Below are 19,647 nucleotides of genomic sequence, written 5' to 3'. Positions count from 1 at the left end.
ATTCGCGCAAATCTGACTCTTATATGGGGAAGCACAGGCCCGACTTCAAGCGCGCAATGCACAAGAATTTGCACTTGCTCACCTTTTTTCGCGCAAAGGCCTACTTTTTCACCTCATTTCCCGCTAAAAAGCCGCCCGGTTCGCAGGCTGCGACCCAAATTGTCCACCCCATCACATCAACCATTGCGTCCATGGCTGCTGCTCGCTATGGTGACAGCCAAATTTATGAGTCTGGAGTGACCAACATGGCCTTTTTCCGCTTCTTGTTTAACCTGCTCTGGTTTGTACTGGGGGGCGTCTTCATGGGGCTGGCCTGGTGGCTGGCCGGGCTGCTCTGCTTTGTCTCGCTGATCGGGATCCCCTGGGGTCGCGCCTGCTTCGTCATCGGCACCTTCACCTTCTTCCCGTTTGGAAAGCAGGCGGTGAGCCGCAAGAGCATGACGGGGCAGAGTGACATAGGCACAGGTACCCTGGGGCTGATTGGCAATATTCTCTGGTTTCTGGTGATCGGGATCTGGCTGGCCATCGGCCACATCGCCTCGGCGCTGGCTTGCTTCGTGACCATCATAGGCATCCCGTTCGGCATCCAGCACCTCAAGCTGGCGCTGATTGCCCTTGCCCCCATAGGGCAGATGGTGGTGACCAACCACGAAGCCGAATCCGGTCGCTACATTCGCTGAGCACCACGAAAATCGCACAGGCAAGCTGTCTGTGCCGTAAAAAAAGGGCAGACTAGGGTCTGCCCTTTTTCATTGCCACCATCCGAGGCCTGCCATGCTTTCCAGCCACTTTTTCGCCAATCTCGCCCGCATGAAACTCATCTATCGCTGGCCGCTGATGCGCAACATACAACCCGAAAACATCGCCGAGCACAGCCTGCAGGTGGCCATGGTGGCCCACGCCCTCGGGCTCATCCACAATCGGCTGTTTGGGGGCAAGGTCGATGCGGATCGCGCCGCCGTAATGGCGCTCTATCACGACAGCAGCGAGGTGCTGACCGGCGATCTGCCCACCCCGGTCAAGTACTTCAATCCCGAAATTGCCCGGGAGTACAAGAAGATAGAGCTGGCCGCCGAGCAGCGCCTGCTCGCCATGCTGCCGCCGGAGCTGGTGGAGGATTTTCGCCCCCTGCTGGACTCGGGCGCACAGGACGCCGAGCTGACCCGGCTGGTGAAGGATGCCGATACCCTCTGCGCCTACACCAAGTGTCTGGAGGAGATCAACGCCGGCAACCGGGAGTTCGAGCCAGCCAGGAAACGCCTCGAAGCCATGCTGGAGGCAAGAATGAGCCCGCAGATGCGCTACTTCATCGACGTCTTCGTGGCCAGCTTCTCGTTGCCGCTGGATGAGCTCAACGCCCACTAAGCCAGCCCAAATCACCTGAAAACAGCAGGGCCCGCCGGTTTGCACCGGCGGGCCCTTCGTTATTTATCGGCAGATCAGATGCCGCACATCAGTGCCCCAACTCACGCGATGGCACCAGTCCGCTCGCCCGCCAAGCGGGGTAAAGCGTCGCCAGCAGGCTCATCAGCATGGCCGCCCCGGTCACGATCAGCAGATCCTGCATGTGCAATTCGGTGGGCAGGAAGTCGATGAAGTAGATGTCGGGGTTGAGGAACCTGTGGCCTATCAGCCCCTCGATGAAGCTCAGGATCTGGGTCAGCTTGCTGGAGAGCAGACCACCGAACAGGGCACCTAGCAGCGCCCCCGCCACCCCGTTTACCATGCCCTGAATGACGAAGGTAAGCCGGATCTGGCCCGGGCTCGCCCCCATGGTCTTCAAGATGGCGATTTCGCTGCGCTTCTCGTTCACCGCCATCACCAGGGTGGAGACGATGTTGAAGCAGGCCACTGCCACCACCATCAGCATCACCACGTACATGACGGTACGCACCATCTGGATGTCCTGATAGAGGTAGCCCTGGCGGCTCATCCAGCTGCTGATGTAGACGTAGTGCGGGAATTTCTGGGCAGCGGCCACCGTGATGGATTGCGCCTTGAGCACGTCGTTCACTTTAAGGCTGAAGCCCTCCACCGCACTGCCCATGCCGGTGATGGCCTGAGCATCGGCCAGGTGCATGAAGCCGAGCACGCCGTCGAGCTGGCCGCCGATCTCCAGCAGTCCCACTACCTTGAGGGATTCCCGTTTCGGGTTCTTGATGGCGGACGCATCCCCCGCCTGGGGCAGCAAGAGGGCAACCGTATCCCCGATGGTGACCCCCAGCTTGTCGGCTATGGTTTTGCCGAGAATAAGCCCGTGCTCGCCGGCCTGCAGCTCGCGCAGACCGCGACCCGTCATGTACTTGCCCGCATCGGACAGATTGGCTTCGAGCTCGGGCAGCACGGCGCGCACCTGCAATCCCTTGAGGGCATTGCCGTGCTCCAGCAGCCCATCGAGCCGGATGACAGGTGCGGCGGCTTCCACGCCGGGCTGGGCCAGCAGGTAGTCCCGCAACTTGGGCCAGTCGGGCAGCGGTGCCTCCATACCCATCAGCTCGCCGTGAGGCACCACGGATAGCACCCTGTCTTTCAGCTCCCGCTCGAACCCGTTCATGGCAGACAAGCCCAGAATGAGCGCCATCACCCCCAGGGCGATGCCGATGAGGGAAGAGGCGGAAATAAAGGCGATGAAGCCGTTGCGACGACGGGAGCGGCTGTAACGCAGGCCCAGAAACAGGGGCAGCGGTTTGAACATCAGGCGACCTCCGCCATGATGCCGCTCACCAGGGTCACCCGCCGATGAAGCTTGGCAGCCAGACTCAGGTCATGGGTGACCACCACAAAGGCAGTGCCCAGCTCGCGGTTGAGCTCGCACAAGAGCTCGTAGACGGCGGTGGCACTGGCGTGATCCAGGTTGCCGGTGGGCTCGTCCGCCAGCACCAGGCTAGGCTCGTTGACCAGGGCGCGGGCGATGGCCACCCGCTGGCGTTCGCCACCGGAAAGCTCGGATGGCCTGTGGTTGAGGCGATGAGAAAGCCCCACCCGACCCAGCATGCGCGTCGCCTTGTCGGTGGCGACGGCCACCGACTCACCGGCGATGAGCAGCGGCATGGCGGTGTTCTCCAGCGCGGTAAACTCGGCGAGCAGGTGGTGGAACTGGTAGACGAAGCCCAGCTCCTGATTGCGGAATCTGGCCTGGGTGCGACTGTCCCAGTGATGGATATCCTGCCCCTTGAACAGCACGGCACCGCTTGACGGATTGTCGAGGGCCCCCATCAGATGCAGCAAGGTGGTCTTGCCCGAACCCGAGCTGCCCACCACCGCCAGCATTTCGCCGGGGGCGACGGACAAGTCGATCCCCTTGAGCACCTGGGTCTCCAGCTCGCCCTCTTGATAAACATGATTCAGTGCCTGACAACGCAGCAGAGGTTCACTGGACAAGGGTTCATTCATAAAGGGAGCTCCACTTACACCGGTAATCTCACCGGAGGTAACAACAGAAGATGAATTATTCATAACGCAGCGCCTCGGCCGGTTTCACCCGGGCCGCACGGGCCGCAGGGTAGAGGGTGGCACTGAAGCTGAGCAGCACGGCGCCCAGCAAGATGGTAATGACCTGGGTTGGCTCCACTATCACCGGCAGGCCGCTGCCGCCCGCCGTCATATAGAGGTTGAGCCCCACCGCATCGAGCAGTGGGTTGAGTCCGAGCGAGAGTGCGAGCCCGGTCAGGCCGCCGAGCAGGGCACCAATCACACCGCTGGAGGCGCCGAGCACCATGAAGATCTTGACTATCCCTGTCTCGCTCATGCCCATGGTGCGCAAAATGGCCACCTCCCCTTCCTTGTCGGTAACCACCATCACCAGAGCGGAGAGGATGTTGAAGGTGGCGACCGCGATGATCAGCACCAGCATCAGCCCCATCATGCGCTTCTCCATGGCGACCGCCTGAAACAGCTCGCCGCGCTCGCGGCGCCAGTCCTGCCACTCCAGTCCGTCCGGCAACGCCGTCTTTATCACCTGATCGGCGGCGAAGGGATCGTCCAGCCAGAGCCGAATACCACCGACGGTTTCTGTCGGCAGGCGCAGCAGACGCTGGGCATCTCCCAGCGCGATCAGCGCGACCTGGCTGTCCACGTCGGCACCGACCCCGAAGATCCCGGAGACAGTAAACAGCCGCTGGGCCGGCACCCGGCCAAAGGGGGTGAAACGGGTGCCTTCGGTCAGAAGCAGACGAACCTGATCGCCCATGGAAACCTTGAGGCGATTGGCCACCCCCTGCCCCAGCACTATGTGGTATTCACCGCGCTGCAGACTGTCGAGGCGTCCCATCTGCATCTGGGCGTGCAGTATGTCATCCTTTGGCCAGCGGGCCGGATCTATGCCCTGCACGCTGACGCCGGTGAGCTGACCCGGGCTCTGCAGCATGCCTTCGCTGTCGAGCATGGGGGCGCTGGCGATCACATGGGGCAACTTGGCCAGATCGGGCAAACCTGCGGGCTGGGCGTCGATGCGGCCAGCCTGATTGGTCACCACCACATGGGGGATCACTCCCAGGATGCGCCCCTTGAGCTGCCCCTCGAAGCCGTTCATCACAGAGATGACCACCATCAGGGCCGCGACCCCGATGGCGATACCAAAGGTGGAGAACAGGGAGATAAATGAAACGAAGCGGTTACTGCGTCGTGAGCCTGCGTAGCGAAGGCCTATGGCCAGCGACAGCGGCTGAAAAAGTCCAGTCTTCAAGGATATCTACGTTGCCAACAAAATAAGATACCGGATAATAAAGGGAAACCGTCCATGACAACAAGGGATAGCCTCCATGCAGGAACAGTTCTTCAGCGTCACCCATGCCACCCCGGTCAATGTGATCCCCATGCCCGGTGACTTTCATCTGCCGACGCTGGAGGCACTGGAAGCCGAACTGCCCGAACCCTTTCGCATCGCCTCCTCCATCACCTCCATCGACATGGTGACCAGTCGCCTGATGCGCAATCAGAACGAGTCGATGCACGACCTGGTGGAGATAGTCAATCAGCAGTCCCGCAAGATCGACATGATCATGGGCTATGTGCTGTCGGTGCAGGATCACCCCGAGCATCGCTTCCACACCCTGCGCTTTGGCGCCGGCCAGCTCACTTACCTGCATCCACGCCAGGGTCATGGCGAGCCGCCGCACCTGCACCAGATAGTTCGGCTCAAGATCTTCCTGCGGGAAGAGGCTTCCGCCATCTACTGCTACGGCCAGGTCAAGCAGCTGGAACCGAGCGAGCACGGCATGCACGTGGTGCTCGACTATGTGCGGATCCGCGAGGATGACCGCGAACTGCTGGTGCGTGCCAGCCTGCATGTGCAATCCAAGCAACTCAAACTTCGTGCGCAAGACCGCCAACGTTAAAAGAATCGAATGATGCCAATGAAGCTTCCCGCCTTGCCCGCCAAGGCGGGCCAAAAGTTAACGCTCGGCCAGTTGACAGGCAGCAGCCTCTCGCTGGTTGCCGCCCGCCTCACCCAGGAGGCCGACCGCCCCGTCCTGCTGGTGACCGCCGATACCCCGAGTGCCCTGCGCCTCGAGCAGGAACTGCAGTTCCTGCTGGCAGATCAGGGCTTGCCTGTGCTGATGTTCCCGGACTGGGAAACCCTGCCCTACGACACCTTCTCTCCCCATCAGGACATCATCTCCCAGCGCCTCGAGACCCTCTACAAGCTGCCGCAGATGAGCGCCGGCGTGCTGATCGTGCCCATATCCACCCTGATGCTACGCTGCGCCCCCCGGGTCTATCTCGACAAGTACAGCCTGATGGTGAAGGCCGGCCAGCGTCTCAACCTGCAACAGTTGCGCGGGCGCCTGGCCGAAGCCGGCTACGTGGCGGTGGAGCAGGTGCTGGAGCACGGGGAATTCGCCGCCCGTGGCTCACTGCTCGATCTCTTCCCCATGGGCAGCAACAGCCCCTATCGCATCGACTTTTTCGATGACGAGGTGGACTCCATACGCCCGTTCGATCCCGAGACCCAGCGCTCCAGCGAACCGGTCAAGACGGTCAGCCTGCTGCCGGCCCGGGAGTTTCCCACCGACGAGGCCGCCATTGAGCTGTTTCGTGGCCAATTTCGCGAACAGTTCGAGCTGTCGCGCGCCGAGGGCTCCGTCTATCAGGAGGTCAGCAAGGGGCGCTGGCCCGCCGGCATCGAATACTATCTGCCGCTCTTCTTCAGCCAGACCGCCAGCCTGTTCGATTATCTGCCGGACAACACCCTGCTGCTCACCGTGGGGGATATCTATCCCGCGGCCCAGCGGTTCTGGAACGACATAGGCCAGCGTTATGAGGACAGACGCTGGGACAACACCCGCCCGCTGCTGCCCCCTCAACAGATCTACCTGCCGGTGGAGCAGCTGTTTGCGGCGCTGGGCCACTATGGCGCCGTGCGGTTGCAGGAGGCCGCCACCGACGGCGGGGCCGGCCAGCGGGATCTCCCCATAGCCCCCCTGCCCGACCTGCAGCTCGATCACAGCAAGGAGCAGCCCATGCTGGCGCTGGGCCAGTTCCTGGACAGCTTCACGGGTCGCACCCTGTTTGCGGTGGAATCCGAAGGGCGCCGGGAAGTGCTCGGCGATCTGCTGGCACGAATATCCTTGCAACCCAAGGAGTTCGCCTCCCTCGAGTCCTTCATGGCGAGCAAGGCGCGCCACGGCCTGCTGGTGGCGCCACTGGAGCGAGGCTTCCTGCTGCAGGAGAGCGGCAAGGACGCGCTCGCCCTCATCACCGAGACCGAGCTGCTGGGGGGCAAGGTCCGCAGCAAACGCGCGCGGGAGAAGAGCAAGAACCTGAGCTCGGACGCCGTGATCCGCAACCTCGGCGAACTGACCCAGGGCCAGCCGGTGGTGCACCTGGATCACGGGGTCGGCCGCTATCTCGGCCTCGAGACCATAGATGCCGGCGGTCTGCCCACCGAGTTCCTGACCCTGGAATATGCCGGGGGCGACAAGCTGTTCGTGCCGGTGACCAGCCTGCATCTTATCAGCCGTTATACCGGTTCGGATAACCCGCCCAGCCACAAGCTCGGCGGCGAGGCCTGGGTCAAGGCGCGGCGCAAGGCGGCGGAGAAAGTGCGCGACGTGGCGGCCGAGCTGCTGGATGTGTACGCCCTGCGGGCGGCCCGTCACGGTTTTGCCTTCCAGCACGACAGGGAGGCCTACCGCCAGTTTGCCGCCGGTTTCCCGTTCGAGGAGACAGAAGATCAGCTCAACGCTATCAACGCTGTGCTGGGGGACATGTGTCAGGCCAAGAGCATGGACCGGCTGGTATGCGGCGACGTGGGCTTTGGCAAGACCGAAGTGGCGATGCGGGCTGCCTTCGTGGCGGTCCATGGCGGCAAGCAGGTGGCAGTGCTGGTGCCGACCACCCTGCTGGCCCAGCAGCACTACGACAACTTCCGCGATCGCTTCGCCAACTGGCCGGTGCGGGTCGAGGTGTTGAGCCGCTTCCGCTCCGCCAAGGAGCAGAATGCCGTCATGAAAGAGCTGCGCGAGGGTAAGGTCGACATCATCATAGGCACCCACAAACTCTTGGGTTCAGAGCTCACCTTCAAGGATCTGGGGCTGCTGGTCGTCGATGAGGAGCACAGATTCGGGGTACGCCAGAAGGAGAAGATCAAGGCGCTGCGCGCCGACGTGGATATCCTCACCCTCACGGCGACGCCGATCCCGCGCACCCTCAACATGGCGATGGCCGGCATGCGGGATCTCTCCATCATAGCCACCCCGCCCGCCAAGCGGCTCGCCATCAAGACCTTCGTGCGCCAGCAGGAGCCCGCCGTCACCCGCGAGGCCGTGCTGCGTGAACTCAAGCGCGGCGGCCAGGTCTACTACCTGCACAACGACGTGGAGAGCATCGAAAAATGCGCCAGCGATCTCGCCGAGCTGGTGCCCGAAGCGCGTATCGGCATCGCCCACGGCCAGATGCGTGAGCGCGATCTCGAGCGAGTCATGTCGGACTTCTACCACCAGCGCTTCAGCCTGCTGGTCTGCACCACCATCATAGAGACCGGCATAGACGTGCCAAGTGCCAACACCATCATCATGGACCGCGCCGACCATCTGGGGCTGGCCCAGCTGCACCAGCTGCGGGGCCGGGTTGGCCGCTCCCACCACCAGGCCTATGCCTACCTGCTCACTCCCCATCCCAAGCTGATGAGCAAAGATGCGGTCAAGCGGCTCGAAGCCATCGCCTCGCTCGAAGATCTCGGCGCCGGCTTTGCGCTGGCGACCCACGATCTGGAGATCCGCGGTGCCGGCGAGCTGCTGGGCGACGATCAGAGCGGCCAGATAGAATCGGTCGGCTTCACCCTTTACATGGAGATGCTGGAGCAGGCGGTCGAGGCGCTGAAAAACGGCAAGGAGCCATCGCTGGAGCAGCTGATGAGCCAGCACACAGAGGTGGAGCTGCGCCTGCCCGCCCTGTTGCCGGAGGAGTACATACCGGACGTCAACATGCGTCTGTCCATGTACAAGCGCATCGCCAGCGCGGCGGACGAGCAGGAGCTGCGTGAGTTGAAGGTAGAGCTGATAGATCGCTTCGGCCTGCTGCCGGAGGCAACCAAAACCCTGATGGAGCTGGCCGCCTTCCGCCAGCGCGCCACCGCCCTCGGTATTCGCCGGGTGGAGATGAGCGAGCGCGGCGGTTACCTGGACTTCACCCAGGAGACCCGGGTCAATCCAGGCTATCTGGTCAAGCTGCTCTCCGAGCAGCCGCGCATCTACAAAATGGATGGGCCGACCCGCTTGCGCTTCCAGGTGCCGACCCCGGACCGCGCCATGCGCCTGAAACTGGTGGATGGCTTGCTGGCAGATCTTGCCAGCCATACCAGTCACTGAGGCAAGCAACCTCACCCAAACAAAACGGGAGCCATCATGGCTCCCGTTTTTTATCTGCTCATCGCAGGCACGACATCCGGGCATCAACCCTGATTGGCAGGATCCTCATGGGCGGAAAACTCCCGCATAAAGGCCTCGGCCCGCTCTACCATCTTGGTGGAACCGACGAAGTAAGGGGTGCGCTGGTGCAGTGCGGTGGGCTGGATATCCATGATCCTGCCAAAGCCGTCGGATGCCTTGCCACCGGCCTGCTCCACCAGAAACGCCATGGGATTGCACTCGTAGAGCAGGCGCAGCTTGCCGTTCGGGGAGTTGGTGCCGGACGGATAGATATAGATGCCGCCCTTGAGCAGGTTGCGATGGAAGTCCGATACCAGGGAGCCGATGTAACGGGAGGTGTAGGGCCTGTGGGTCGCCTCGTCCCGCTCCTGGCAATATTTGAGGTACTTCTTCACCCCATCCGGGAACTTGATGTAGTTGCCCTCGTTGATGGAGTAGATCTTGCCCTCCTCCGGGATGCGGATGTTCTCGTGGGAGAGGCAGAAGCAGCCGATGGAAGGATCGTAGGTGAAGCCGTTGACGCCAAAGCCGGTGGTGTAGACCAGCATGGTGGAAGAGCCGTAGACCACGTAACCGGCGGCGACCTGGCGGTTGCCCGGCTGCAGGAAGTCTTCCAGGGTGACTCCGGCACCGGGCATGCTGACGCGGCGGTAGATGGAGAAGATGGTACCGACCGAGACGTTGACATCTATGTTGGAGGAGCCGTCGAGGGGATCGATCAGCACCACGTATTTGGAGTGACGGGAGAGTTCGGAATCGAAGGAAACGAAATCCTCCTCCTCTTCAGACGCCATGCCGCACACTTCGCCGCGCGCCTCCAGCGCCGCCTTGAAGCGCTCGTTGGCGTACACATCCAGCTTCTGCTGCACCTCGCCCTGCACGTTTTCAGCGCCCATGGAGCCGATGATGTCTGCCAGCCCCGCCTTGTTGATCTCCCGGTTCACCACCTTGGCGGCCAGGCGGATGGAACTGAGCAACGAGGTCAGCTCCCCGGTCGCGGTGGGATAATCCGCCTGCTTTTTGACGATGAACTCGCCCATGGTGATCATGTTTCGCATTATTGTTCCTTTAAGATCGTTTCCGTTGGCCTTGAAAACGTTTGCACGCATCGACAAAAAAAGTGCCGATCCTCGGCAGCCTTGTTTTGTAACCTAATGTAACGCCTGTTTTTTGTTTTTGCAGCGAATTAAGCCGCTGGATAAATGCGCATCATGGCCGTCAAGACCCTATCAAAACCCCCTTTAATCGGTGCCAATCGGTGACTTTTACCATGTTAATTCGTGGTGAAAAGTCACGAACAGGCCGCCATGGTGAGTGCAACGGCGCACTTGGCCCCCTATCTGGGTAGCTGGCGGCAAGACCCGTGCCCACCGCTTGAGATCTCCAGATCAATCCAGCACACTGGTCAGGCTTTGGAAGCAAAAAAACATAAGGATATTCAATGAAAAGGACACTCATTGCTGGCACGGTTGCCGCCCTGTTCGCGTTACCCGCCCTGGCTGCCCAGGTACCGACCGGCACCAAGCTGCTGCCCGGCGATCAACAAACCTTCGTGCGCAATATAGGTACTGAACCCGCCTCCATCGACCCCCAGATGGTGGAAGAGAGCGCGGGCAGCGACATAGTCAACGATCTGTTTGAGGGGCTCTACACTCTGGATGGCGACGGCAAGCTGCAAGCCGCCGGCGCCCTTGACTATGAGCTCGACAGCACGGGCACCGTCTACACCTTCAAATTGAGACCCGAGGCCAAATGGTCCAACGGCGAGCCGGTCACGGCGGCGGATTATGTCTATGGCTGGCAGCGGGCGGCGGATCCCAGAAACGCCTCCAACTATGCCTGGTTCATCGAGTTGACCGGCGTCACCAACGCCAGTGACGTGGTGCAGGGCAAGAAGAGCCCGGATGCCCTCGGCATCAAGGCCCTGGATGCGCATACCCTGCAGATCACCTTAAAAAACCCTGTGCCCTTCTTCCTCAAAACCCTCTCTCACTACACCACCTTCCCGGCGCCGAAGGCAACCATAGAGAAGTTCGGTCATGAGTGGGTCAAGCCGGGCAACATAGTCTCCAACGGCGCTTTTATGCTCAAGGAATGGACCCCCAACGAGCGGCTCATCTCCGAGCGCAACCCCCATTACTGGGACAACCAGCATACTGTGCTGAACAAGGTGCTCTATCTGGAGATAGTCTCGGAAACCGCCGCCTACAACCGCTATCGTGCAGGGGAACTGCACTACACGACCTATCCGCTGGAGCAGTACAAGCAGCTCAAGAGCCAAAGCCCGGAGGAGCTTGTCAACGCCCCCATGCTCGCCACCTATTACTATGTGTTCAACACTCAGCGCAAACCGTTCGACAATCCCAAGGTGCGCAAGGCGCTGTCACTGGCCATCGACAGAGACACCATCACCGAGAAGATCCTGGGACAAGGTCAGCTCTCCGCCTTCAGCCTGACCCCACCGAGCGTGGACGGCTTCGAGCTCAAGCGCCCTGCCAGCCAGTTGCTGAGCAAAGAGGAGCGAGTCAAGCAGGCGAAAGCATTGCTGAGCGCGGCAGGCTACGGCCCGGACAAGCCGCTGGATGTGGACATCCTCTACAACACCAACGAGAGCCACAAGAAGATAGCCCTGGCCATCTCCTCCATGTGGAAGCGCAACCTAGGGGTTACCGCCAAGCTCAACAACATGGAGTGGAAGACCATGGTGTCCGCACTCAATGAAGGGGATTTCGGCGTCAGTCGCTACTCGTGGAACGGGGATTACAACGATGCCTCTACCTTCCTCGACATCATGACCTCCAGCAGCAGCGCCAACAGCGGCAAGTGGTTCAACAAGCAGTATGATGCCCTGCTGGCGAAGGCCCATGACTCCAAGGATCCGGCCGAGCGCAACCAGCTCTATCAGCAGGCCGAGGCACTGATCGATGACGAGGCTCCCATCGCTCCCGTCTACTTCTACGTCAAGTCGAGGCTGCTCAAGCCCAATATCAAGGGCTATCCCTATCAGAACCCGCAAGACGTGGTTTATTCGAAAGACCTCTATCTCACCGCGCAGTAACGCCCTGACCCCCTAGACAGAAAGACCGCCTCGAAGGCGGTCTTTTTTCAATCTTCCCGACAGCTCGCCAGCACTACCCTGGCTCGGCGACGCAGCGCCACAGGCTGCACCAGCAGCTGTGCCAGCAAGACCCCGAGCAGCGTCATGCCGCCCCCTATCAGGTGATAACTGGTCAGCTTTTCCCCGAGCCAGCAGATGGCCAGCGCCGCCGTCATCACCGGCAACAGGTTCATGAAGATGGCGGTACGGCTCGCCCCCAGCAGAGCTATGCCCTGCATCCAGAGCCAGGGTGACAAGGCCGAGGTAGGGATACCGGCGTAGAGGATGAGCCAGAGCGCGCGGCCATCTGGCCACTGCCCGTCCACCAGCAGGTAAAATGGGGTGAGAAACAGCAGGCTGCACAGCACCTGGCCATAGAGCATGGACCAGTTGTCCAGCCCCAGATCCCACTTCTTGAGCAGCACGCTGTAGAGCGCATAGGTCGCCGCCGACAGCAGCATATAGACGGAGCCGATGTGAATGCCCTGGGTGATCAAGCGGGAGGGATCCCCCTGCCCCAGCAAGATGGCCAGCCCCAGAATGGAGATGACGCCGCCGAGCAGGGCGCCCCAGGTGGGGCGCTCACGCAGCAGCCAGATACTGAGCAGCACCGTCATCAGCGGGGTCAGCCCCATCATCAGACCTATCTCGGTCGCCCCCAGGGTCTGCGCCGCGTAGTAGCCGAAGGTCTGGTTCAACACCATGCCGAGCAGGGCCAACGCCGCCAGCTGATAGAAGCCGGCCCGCAGCTTGGCGCGATCCTGCCAGGCGCGGTGCGCGAGGAAAGGCGTCAAGATGATGGCGGCCACCATCCAGCGCGACCAGGCCAGCGCCGCGGGTGAGAGCACCCCAACCGCCAGCTTGCTGACAATGGCGTTGCCAGCCCAGATGGCCATGCAGGAGAAGGGAAACAAGAAGGCAAGGGGCATCACTATATCCAGAAAAAACGAGCGGGTATTTCCGGCGGGAGTATAGAGAGGCAAACAGGATTAGCAAGTGCTTGCCGGCCTTGCCAATGCAGGCAGGTTTGAAACGGAATCGAACAGAGCCAACTCGAGCAGATCAGGGCCAAAAACAATCATGCCCGCACGGTGGCGGGCATGAAGCGTCTGGATGGGATAGTGAAATAATCACGCCGCATCCATGTGCAGTCTGGAGATCATGGCGTTGACCTCGACCACGGTCTGGCGGTGGGGAATGTCAGCTGGCGTTGGCATCATCAGCAAGCCTGACTGGAAATCAAAACGCCCCCTGCCGTGGATATAGATCCGTCCCTTGAAGAAGGTTTTGACATGTTTTGCCACCATCAGTGGCAGGTACTTCTTGAACACTCTCATCGTTTGCAACCTCTTGCAGTTGTATCCGTATGACAGCAGCTTCTGCGAAATAATTCCGTAAATTCTTTATAAAAATCCGGAAAAATCGCGACTCTCTTCCCCAAAAAACCAATTTATAACTTTTTATTAACTTTTAGCGTATTGTATGTGGTCCTTCCAGCCAGAGCAATACCCCCTTGCCATCTTGCCATTCGATACAGGCCATGCCTGACGTGGCAAACATGGGGGCACCTGCCGCCGGGCAGAGGCTCTGCACCAGATAGCCCACCAGTGGCAGGTGGCTGACCATCAAAATATGGTCATGTGTTGCCGCCAACGCAGTGAGATAGCTTGCGACAAAAGCAGGATCCCCATAGGGAGTGATCTCCTTGCTCTCTTCGACCTTGGTGGCCTTGGGCAATTCACTGCATATGCTCTGCCAGGTTTGTCTGGCGCGCAGATAATTGCTGTGAACCACCAAATCCAGTACCCCGTCCAGCTGGGGCGCCAGCCAACTGGCCATGTGGATGGACTCTTCAATGCCCTGCTCGGTCAGTGGACGCTGTTCATCTGTTTTCGCATTCATGCCAGCCTGGCCATGACGCATGATGTAGATTTTCATTACAACCTCGCCCAAGGGGCCTGTTTTGATAGCGGGGGGATCTTACCCCGCCATGCCGGGGGAAACAATTGCGCTACCTCTCAGAAAAGGGTTTGCCTCACTGGATAGCGGGGTCGATAATCATGTTTAAATTCAAATAAATCCAACATGAGTCACGCGCCAATGAGCCCATATGCCAGCCCTAATGACCATCGGCAATATCACTATCTGGAGCTGGCAAACCGGCTCAGGGTCTTGTTGATCTGCGATCCCGATACCGACAAGTCTGCCGCTTCCTTGGCCGTCAACACCGGTCATTTCGACGATCCGGCCGATCGGCAGGGGATGGCTCATTTCCTTGAGCATATGCTGTTCCTTGGTACCCGCACTTATCCCAAGCCTGGTGAGTACCAGCAATTTATGAGCCGTCATGGCGGTAGCAACAATGCCTGGACCGGCACCGAGTTCACCAACTTCTTTTTCGAGATAGACACCGGCTTCTTCGAGGCCGGTCTCGACCGTTTTTCCCAGTTCTTCATCTGCCCCACCTTCACCCCCGAGTGGGTGGACAAGGAGCGCAACGCGGTCGACTCCGAGTACCGCCTCAAGCTGCAGGACGATGTGCGCCGCAGCTACCAGGTACATAAAGAGACGGTCAACCCGGCCCACCCTTTCTCCAAGTTCTCGGTCGGCAACCTGGATACCCTGGCGGATCTGCCCGGTCGGGATCTGCGCGCCGATCTCATCCGGTTCTACGAATCTCACTACAGCGCGGATCGCATGGCGCTGGTGATGATCTCGCCTGAATCCATAAAGACCCAGATGGCTTGGTGCGATCGCTTTTTCGCTCCCATTTTGAATCGCAATTTGGGAATACCGGCACTGACGCCCCCCCTCTATCGCCTCGACGATCTCGGCATCCGCATCCGCATCAATCCGGTCAAGGAAACCCGCAAGCTGGCGCTGACCTTTCCGCTGCCCAATGTGGATGAGTTTTATGACAAAAAACCCCTCACCTTCCTGAGCCACCTCATCGGCTATGAAGGGGATGGCAGTCTGCTCTCCCTGCTGAAAGCAAAAGGCTGGGTCAACCAGCTCTCCGCCGGGGGCGGCATCAGCGGCGCCAACTTCAAGGATTTCGGGGTGAGTTTCGGCCTCACGCCGCTTGGGCTCGAACACGTCAACGAGATAGTGGCCGCCCTGTTCGGCTACCTGAAGCTCATCGAGCGCGGCGGGGTGGAGAGCTGGCGCTACGAAGAGAAGCGCACCGTGCTCGAGTCGGCGTTCCGCTTTCAGGAGCGGGGCCGGGCCCTCGACACCGTCTCCGGGCTGGTGTTGAACCTGTTCAGCTACACGCCCGAGGATCTGCTCTACGGCGATTACATGATGCGCGAATACGACGAGGCGCTGATCCACCGCCTGCTCGCCAAGCTCACGCCACACAATCTGCGCATGACCATCACGGCGCCGGAGCTGGCCACGGATCGCCTGGCCCGCTGGTATCAGACCCCCTATGGCGTCGACATCATCACGGAGGCGGAAAAGATCCACTGGCAGCAGAGCGAACCTGATCCGGCCCTCACCCTGCCCTTGCCGAACCCTTTTATCAGCAACCGGCTCGATCCGCGCCAGCCAGCGCTGCAGGCCGACATGCCCGCCTGCATCATCGACAGGCCCGGGTTTCGGCTCTGGCATCTGCACGAGCATCAGTTCAGCGTGCCCAAGGGCAATCTCTACATCTCCATCGACAGCGAGCACGCGGTCAAAAGCCCGCGCCACATCGCCATGGCACGGCTTGCGGTAGAGCTGCTCACCGATCACCTCAACGCCCTCACCTATCCGGCGGAGCTGGCGGGGCTGGGCTACCAGATCTATGCCCATCAGGGCGGCTTTACCATCAACCTGAGCGGCTTTGCCGACAAGCAACCCCTGCTGCTCGACATGATCCTCGGCAACCGCACCCTGGGCTATCCGGATCCGGGCCGCTTCTCCGAGATAAAAGAGCAGCTCATCCGCAACTGGGACAACCAGTCCAAGGCGCGGCCCATCTCCCAGCTGTTCAACCAGCTCACCAGTTTGCTGCAACCAAACAACCCGCCGTTCGAGCAGTTGCTGCGCCATCTGCGCACCGTGGAACTCGGTGAGATGCCGGCGTTTGTCGCCAAGCTGTTCGGGGAGGTACACATAGAGGCGCTGGTTCACGGTGACTGGAATGCCGCCGAGGCGCTCGAACTGGCCGCCCTGCTGGAGCGCCACCTTGGCACCCACAGCCAGCCCAGTGCCGAGACCCGCCGCCCGCTCATCTCCATTCAAAACAGGGGCACCCTCATTCGCGAGCAGGGGTGCGAGCATGAAGATTCGGCGCTGCTGGTCTACTACCAGTCCCGCACCACCCGGGCGCGGGATCTCGCCTGCTTCACCCTGGCCAACCACATAATGTCGTCCACCTTCTTCCATGAGCTGCGTACCCGCCAGCAGCTGGGGTACGTGGTAGGTGCCGGCAACCTGCCCCTCAACCGTCACCCCGGCCTCATCTTCTATATCCAGTCGCCAGTGGCAGGGCCCCAGCACTTGCTGGATGCGGTGGAAGAGTTCATCGACCTCTTCCCGCTGGCCATGCTGGAGCTGACCGAGCAACAGTGGCAAGACAGCAAGGTGGGCCTGCAGGCCCAGCTGAGCGAACGGGATGCCAACCTGCGCAGTCGCGGCCAGCGGCTCTGGGTCAGCATAGGCAACAAGGATCTGGGCTTCGATCAGCGGGAAAGGGTGTGCGAGGAGGTGGGCATACTGAGCCGCGCCGATCTGGTGCGCTTCATCATACAGCTGCGCTCACGCACCTCGGACAGGCTGATCCTCTGCAGCTATGGCCAGGGTCACGAACACGACGAGCGCATCACGGGCCAGTTTATCGACGACCCCAAGGCGTTTCGACTCAACGCCAGCACCTTCGAGGCCTGAGCAGGCATACTTGTCCATCAGCAATTCCCGCCCAATAAAAAGCCGACCCCTGGGGGTCGGCTGGAAAAACCATAATCAATTGCGACCTAAGCCGCCAAAAGTGAACATGAGCGTGAAAATCAGACACTGAGTTGATGATCGGCCATATGGTTCAAACCAGAGCTCATCTGCCGATGCCAACAGTGATTGAGAAACAGGCTCATCTTAGGCACTCCCCTCCCTTGCCACGTTGATCTATGTCAAAGGAGGTAGCAAAGAGTCCGTGACCTGCGGCTTTGTCGCGCGGGATCACACTTTCAACTGCGCCTCAGCCCCGGCGGATCAGGCGATAGGCCACTTCATCGAAATAGGAGAGCTGGCCGGAGAGCACTCTGGGGTGATCCACCTCTGCCGCCCTGCCCAGCACCTCCACCCGAAAATCGCGCTCGAACAGGGTGCGCACTTCCATCTCCCCCACCGAGAAGGGCGGCTGTTTCTGCTGCTCCGGCTGATACTCCAGGGTCACCAGCAGGATCTGACCACCGGTTTCCATCAGGCGGCTCATCAGCTCCGCATACTGGCGGCACATCTCCGTTGGCAAAGCGATCAGCGCCGCCCTGTCATAAGCCAGCCGGTAGCGACGCCCCAGCTCGGGGGCGGCAAAAAAATCCCCCTGATGGATGCGCAGGGAACCGTGCTGATGACACTGATAGGGGCCCAGCTCGCTGAGGGTATCGGTGAGCTGGTTTTCACTGAAAAACTGCTCGATGGCGAGCGCCGAGAGCTCGAAGCCATCGATGGGGTGGCCCAGGCCATTGAGCCAGAGCATGTCGCGGGATTTGCCACACAGGGGCACCAGCACGGGTTCATCCTGTTGCTGGGCAGACCACCAGGATTGCAGCCAGCGATTGAAGTCTGCCTGATGAAAGCCAATCCGGTTCTCTTTCCAACGCTGATGCCAAAACGCAGCTTCCATCCTAATACCCCTGTTACCTGAAGATGCCTCAATATCACAACTTAACCCGGCGCACGCAAGCCTTGCGCCGGGCCGATGGGTGATTTTTGCCAGAAAAACGATTGCAACATGAAACGACGCTCCAAGGCGTCTTTTTGACATCTTTGTGTCATGGGAGTCTGCTGCCTGCTGTGCAGCCCCTGCTCGCAGTCAGATGCCCGCTCATCGCGCAGGCTCAGGCACAGACGGGCTCGGCCTCCATCATGGCCGCCACTGCCGTTATCCTGGCCGAGATCTGCGCGAACGAGGGTCGCTGCAACACCTGCTCGCAGAGGCATGCCCGAGCCAGCAGGGCAAGATCCTGCAGTGCCTCGCTCTGTGGCTGGCAGCGTGCCAGCAACTCGTCCAGCAGGCAGCCAAAGGCCCTCACCTCTATCCGCTCCAGCCCCTCGGCCAGCACGCATTCCGTGCGGTCGTAGCAAGAGGCAGCGCCAAAATCGCCGAGCAGCACCTGACCCTTCCCTTGCAAGGAGTGCAGTATGTTATGGCCATAGAGATCGCCGTGCATGATGCCTCGCTCATGCAGATGCCCCGCGGCAGCCGCTATGCCCTGCGCCATGGCGAGCACGGCAGCCGGGGGGAACGACAACCCTGCGGGATAGACGTCGCGAGTGCAGGAGTCCAGACTCGGCGGGCCCGCCAGATTGGCAAACGTTGGGTCTATCAGTTCCATCACCAGCGCCGGCATGCCGGAGGGGTGATCCGCCACCTTCCCCAACACCCTGATCAGGTTGGGATGAGTGCCGGCCGCCAGCGACGCCGCCATCTCGCAATGGGGCAAGCCATCGCTGGTCACAGTCCCCTTGAACAGCTTGACCGCCACCGAGCGCGGCCCGTTACCCTGCAATCCGTCGCAAGTGATGCGGGTGGCACTGTGGATCACCCCAGAGGCCCCCTGCCCCAGCAGCTCACCCAACTCAAGCGCCCGCCACGGCACTGGGGCGATATGAGCCACATGATCCACATCGATGGCCCGCGCCTCCTCCCTCTCGCTAAAAGGGTTGCCGGAATAGGCGAGCCAGGCGAGGCGCGGCAGCGCCAGCAGCCAGTCGGGGAAGCGCTCAATGCGGTTGGCGGCGATCCGCAGCAGCTCCAGATTACTGCAGTTGGCAAGGCTGGCAGGCAGCTCGCGCAGGCGATTACCCGCCAGCATCAGCTTTTGCAGGGCGGCGCACTGACCCAACTCATCGGGCAACTGTTCGATGGCGTTGTCAGTCAGGATCAGCCAACGCAAGCCCACTGGCAGCGACGCGGCGGGGACTGTGGAAATCTGGTTGGCCTTGAAGCCCACCATGGTGAGTGCCGGGCAGCGCCCCAGCACCTCGGGCAGCACGGTAAAGCGATTCTCGGAGCAGAAAATGATGCGCAGTTTGCTGAAACCGGCCAGCTCGTCAGGGAGCGAGCTTAGCTGGTTGCCGGTCAGATCCAGCACCTCAAGCGTCTCTTTAAGGCTGAGGATCTCGGGTGGGAACTCCACGAGATTTTCCGAGAGCTTCAGATGGCGGGCGCCGCACAGTTCACCCGCACGCAGCTGTTCCAGAGTATGCATAACCGTTTCTCAATCCTGATCATCTGCCTGATGGCGTAGCCAGCCATCAGCTCGCGCCGAACCTGCGTCCGACGGTTTTAAAGGGGGGCATTATAAAGAATTCGGGGCGCAGATCGCCCCTTTTGTTGCTTTGGCAAGGCTCAGCACTCCGCCACACCACCCCAGCGGATTAACGAAAAACGTAGGGTGCAATAAGCGCAGCGCATTGCACCCTACGGTACAGTCCATCACATGTGCCTCTCACGCCGCGCTCTGCGGTAAT

At 60.7% G+C, this 19,647-nt stretch carries 15 protein-coding genes; 6 read left to right on the top strand and 9 right to left on the bottom strand.

The features are described 5' to 3' along the window. Positions 1–245 precede the first annotated feature (245 nt). Both BN1128_RS18800 and yfbR read left to right on the top strand, forming a co-directional pair. Positions 246–680: a YccF domain-containing protein gene (locus BN1128_RS18800; protein ID WP_011898663.1), complete on the top strand. Its 435-nt coding sequence runs from the start codon at positions 246–248 to the stop codon at positions 678–680. A 94-nt stretch (positions 681–774) separates the two neighbouring features. Next, positions 775–1,365, top strand: a complete 591-nt coding sequence (yfbR, locus tag BN1128_RS18795; RefSeq protein ID WP_042871563.1) for a 5'-deoxynucleotidase — start codon at positions 775–777, stop codon at positions 1,363–1,365. 88 nt (positions 1,366–1,453) lie between these two features. Here yfbR and lolE read toward each other — a convergent pair whose 3' ends face one another. Genes lolE through BN1128_RS18780 form a run of 3 tightly spaced genes read right to left on the bottom strand, consistent with a single transcriptional unit; the run spans position 1,454 to position 4,684 of the window. After that, positions 1,454–2,695 carry a lipoprotein-releasing ABC transporter permease subunit LolE gene (gene lolE, locus BN1128_RS18790; protein WP_042871561.1) on the bottom strand — a complete coding sequence of 414 codons (1,242 nt, stop codon included), beginning with the start codon at positions 2,693–2,695 and terminating at the stop codon, positions 1,454–1,456. Further along, the gene (lolD, locus tag BN1128_RS18785; RefSeq protein WP_017411862.1) at positions 2,695–3,393 is read right to left on the bottom strand and encodes a lipoprotein-releasing ABC transporter ATP-binding protein LolD; all 699 of its coding nucleotides are present in this window, start codon (positions 3,391–3,393) and stop codon (positions 2,695–2,697) included. Before lolD ends, lolE begins: the two co-directional genes overlap by 1 nt. A 55-nt stretch (positions 3,394–3,448) precedes the next feature. Then, a complete protein-coding gene (locus tag BN1128_RS18780) occupies positions 3,449–4,684 on the bottom strand; it encodes a lipoprotein-releasing ABC transporter permease subunit (RefSeq protein WP_042871559.1) in 1,236 nt (411 codons plus the stop codon). Positions 4,685–4,760: 76 nt separating this feature from the next. Here BN1128_RS18780 and BN1128_RS18775 point away from each other — a divergent pair, with 76 nt between their 5' ends. Then, complete coding sequence (locus BN1128_RS18775; protein ID WP_042871557.1) at positions 4,761–5,336, top strand: PilZ domain-containing protein; 576 nt, start codon at positions 4,761–4,763, stop codon at positions 5,334–5,336. A 9-nt stretch (positions 5,337–5,345) separates the two neighbouring features. Beyond that, complete coding sequence (gene mfd, locus BN1128_RS18770; RefSeq protein WP_042871555.1) at positions 5,346–8,810, top strand: transcription-repair coupling factor; 3,465 nt, start codon at positions 5,346–5,348, stop codon at positions 8,808–8,810. Between the two features lie 83 nt (positions 8,811–8,893). Here the strand turns inward: mfd and fbp are convergent, their stop codons facing one another. Continuing rightward, entirely contained in the window at positions 8,894–9,928 is a 1,035-nt protein-coding gene (gene fbp / locus BN1128_RS18765; RefSeq protein ID WP_042871553.1) for a class 1 fructose-bisphosphatase, read from the bottom strand. 383 nt (positions 9,929–10,311) lie between these two features. Between fbp and BN1128_RS18760 the strand changes: the two genes are divergently transcribed. Further along, positions 10,312–11,928: a peptide ABC transporter substrate-binding protein gene (locus BN1128_RS18760; protein ID WP_042871550.1), complete on the top strand. Its 1,617-nt coding sequence runs from the start codon at positions 10,312–10,314 to the stop codon at positions 11,926–11,928. 47 nt (positions 11,929–11,975) lie between these two features. On the opposite strand, the gene BN1128_RS18755 is transcribed toward BN1128_RS18760, so the two are convergent. From BN1128_RS18755 to sixA, 3 genes are all read right to left on the bottom strand, one after another. Beyond that, positions 11,976–12,896: a DMT family transporter gene (locus BN1128_RS18755; protein ID WP_042871549.1), complete on the bottom strand. Its 921-nt coding sequence runs from the start codon at positions 12,894–12,896 to the stop codon at positions 11,976–11,978. A 201-nt stretch (positions 12,897–13,097) separates the two neighbouring features. Continuing rightward, positions 13,098–13,304 (bottom strand): DUF1107 domain-containing protein, encoded by a 207-nt coding sequence (locus BN1128_RS18750; RefSeq protein WP_042037401.1) that lies wholly within the window; start codon positions 13,302–13,304, stop codon positions 13,098–13,100. A gap of 133 nt (positions 13,305–13,437) precedes the next feature. Further along, positions 13,438–13,905, bottom strand: coding sequence for a phosphohistidine phosphatase SixA (sixA, locus tag BN1128_RS18745; RefSeq protein WP_042871547.1), 468 nt, complete (start codon positions 13,903–13,905; stop codon positions 13,438–13,440). Positions 13,906–14,067: 162 nt separating this feature from the next. Between sixA and BN1128_RS18740 the strand changes: the two genes are divergently transcribed. Next, the gene (locus BN1128_RS18740) at positions 14,068–16,842 is read left to right on the top strand and encodes an insulinase family protein (RefSeq protein WP_042871546.1); all 2,775 of its coding nucleotides are present in this window, start codon (positions 14,068–14,070) and stop codon (positions 16,840–16,842) included. Between the two features lie 307 nt (positions 16,843–17,149). Here BN1128_RS18740 and BN1128_RS18735 read toward each other — a convergent pair whose 3' ends face one another. Next, on the bottom strand, positions 17,150–17,797 hold the full coding sequence (locus BN1128_RS18735) for a thiopurine S-methyltransferase (protein ID WP_042871544.1): 648 nt from the start codon (positions 17,795–17,797) through the stop codon (positions 17,150–17,152). Between the two features lie 214 nt (positions 17,798–18,011). Then, complete coding sequence (locus BN1128_RS18730; protein ID WP_042871542.1) at positions 18,012–19,385, bottom strand: leucine-rich repeat-containing protein kinase family protein; 1,374 nt, start codon at positions 19,383–19,385, stop codon at positions 18,012–18,014. Between the last annotated feature and the right edge of the window lie 262 nt (positions 19,386–19,647).

Source organism: Aeromonas piscicola (genome assembly GCF_000820005.1).
GTDB lineage: Bacteria > Pseudomonadota > Gammaproteobacteria > Enterobacterales > Aeromonadaceae > Aeromonas > Aeromonas piscicola.
This window is presented reverse-complemented; position numbering and strand designations above follow the sequence as displayed.

Bases quoted from the DNA above. Each gene is read 5' to 3' on its own strand.
- yfbR (WP_042871563.1), top strand. From the start codon at position 775: ATGCTTTCCAGCCACTTTTTCGCCAATCTCGCCCGCATGAAACTCATC.
- sixA (WP_042871547.1), bottom strand. From the start codon at position 13,905: ATGAAAATCTACATCATGCGTCATGGCCAGGCTGGCATGAATGCGAAA.
- mfd (WP_042871555.1), top strand. From the start codon at position 5,346: ATGATGCCAATGAAGCTTCCCGCCTTGCCCGCCAAGGCGGGCCAAAAG.
- fbp (WP_042871553.1), bottom strand. From the start codon at position 9,928: ATGCGAAACATGATCACCATGGGCGAGTTCATCGTCAAAAAGCAGGCG.
- lolD (WP_017411862.1), bottom strand. From the start codon at position 3,393: ATGAATGAACCCTTGTCCAGTGAACCTCTGCTGCGTTGTCAGGCACTG.
- BN1128_RS18775 (WP_042871557.1), top strand. From the start codon at position 4,761: ATGCAGGAACAGTTCTTCAGCGTCACCCATGCCACCCCGGTCAATGTG.
- lolE (WP_042871561.1), bottom strand. From the start codon at position 2,695: ATGTTCAAACCGCTGCCCCTGTTTCTGGGCCTGCGTTACAGCCGCTCC.
- BN1128_RS18800 (WP_011898663.1), top strand. From the start codon at position 246: ATGGCCTTTTTCCGCTTCTTGTTTAACCTGCTCTGGTTTGTACTGGGG.
- BN1128_RS18740 (WP_042871546.1), top strand. From the start codon at position 14,068: ATGAGCCCATATGCCAGCCCTAATGACCATCGGCAATATCACTATCTG.
- BN1128_RS18730 (WP_042871542.1), bottom strand. From the start codon at position 19,385: ATGCATACTCTGGAACAGCTGCGTGCGGGTGAACTGTGCGGCGCCCGC.
- BN1128_RS18760 (WP_042871550.1), top strand. From the start codon at position 10,312: ATGAAAAGGACACTCATTGCTGGCACGGTTGCCGCCCTGTTCGCGTTA.
- BN1128_RS18735 (WP_042871544.1), bottom strand. From the start codon at position 17,797: ATGGAAGCTGCGTTTTGGCATCAGCGTTGGAAAGAGAACCGGATTGGC.
- BN1128_RS18750 (WP_042037401.1), bottom strand. From the start codon at position 13,304: ATGAGAGTGTTCAAGAAGTACCTGCCACTGATGGTGGCAAAACATGTC.
- BN1128_RS18755 (WP_042871549.1), bottom strand. From the start codon at position 12,896: ATGCCCCTTGCCTTCTTGTTTCCCTTCTCCTGCATGGCCATCTGGGCT.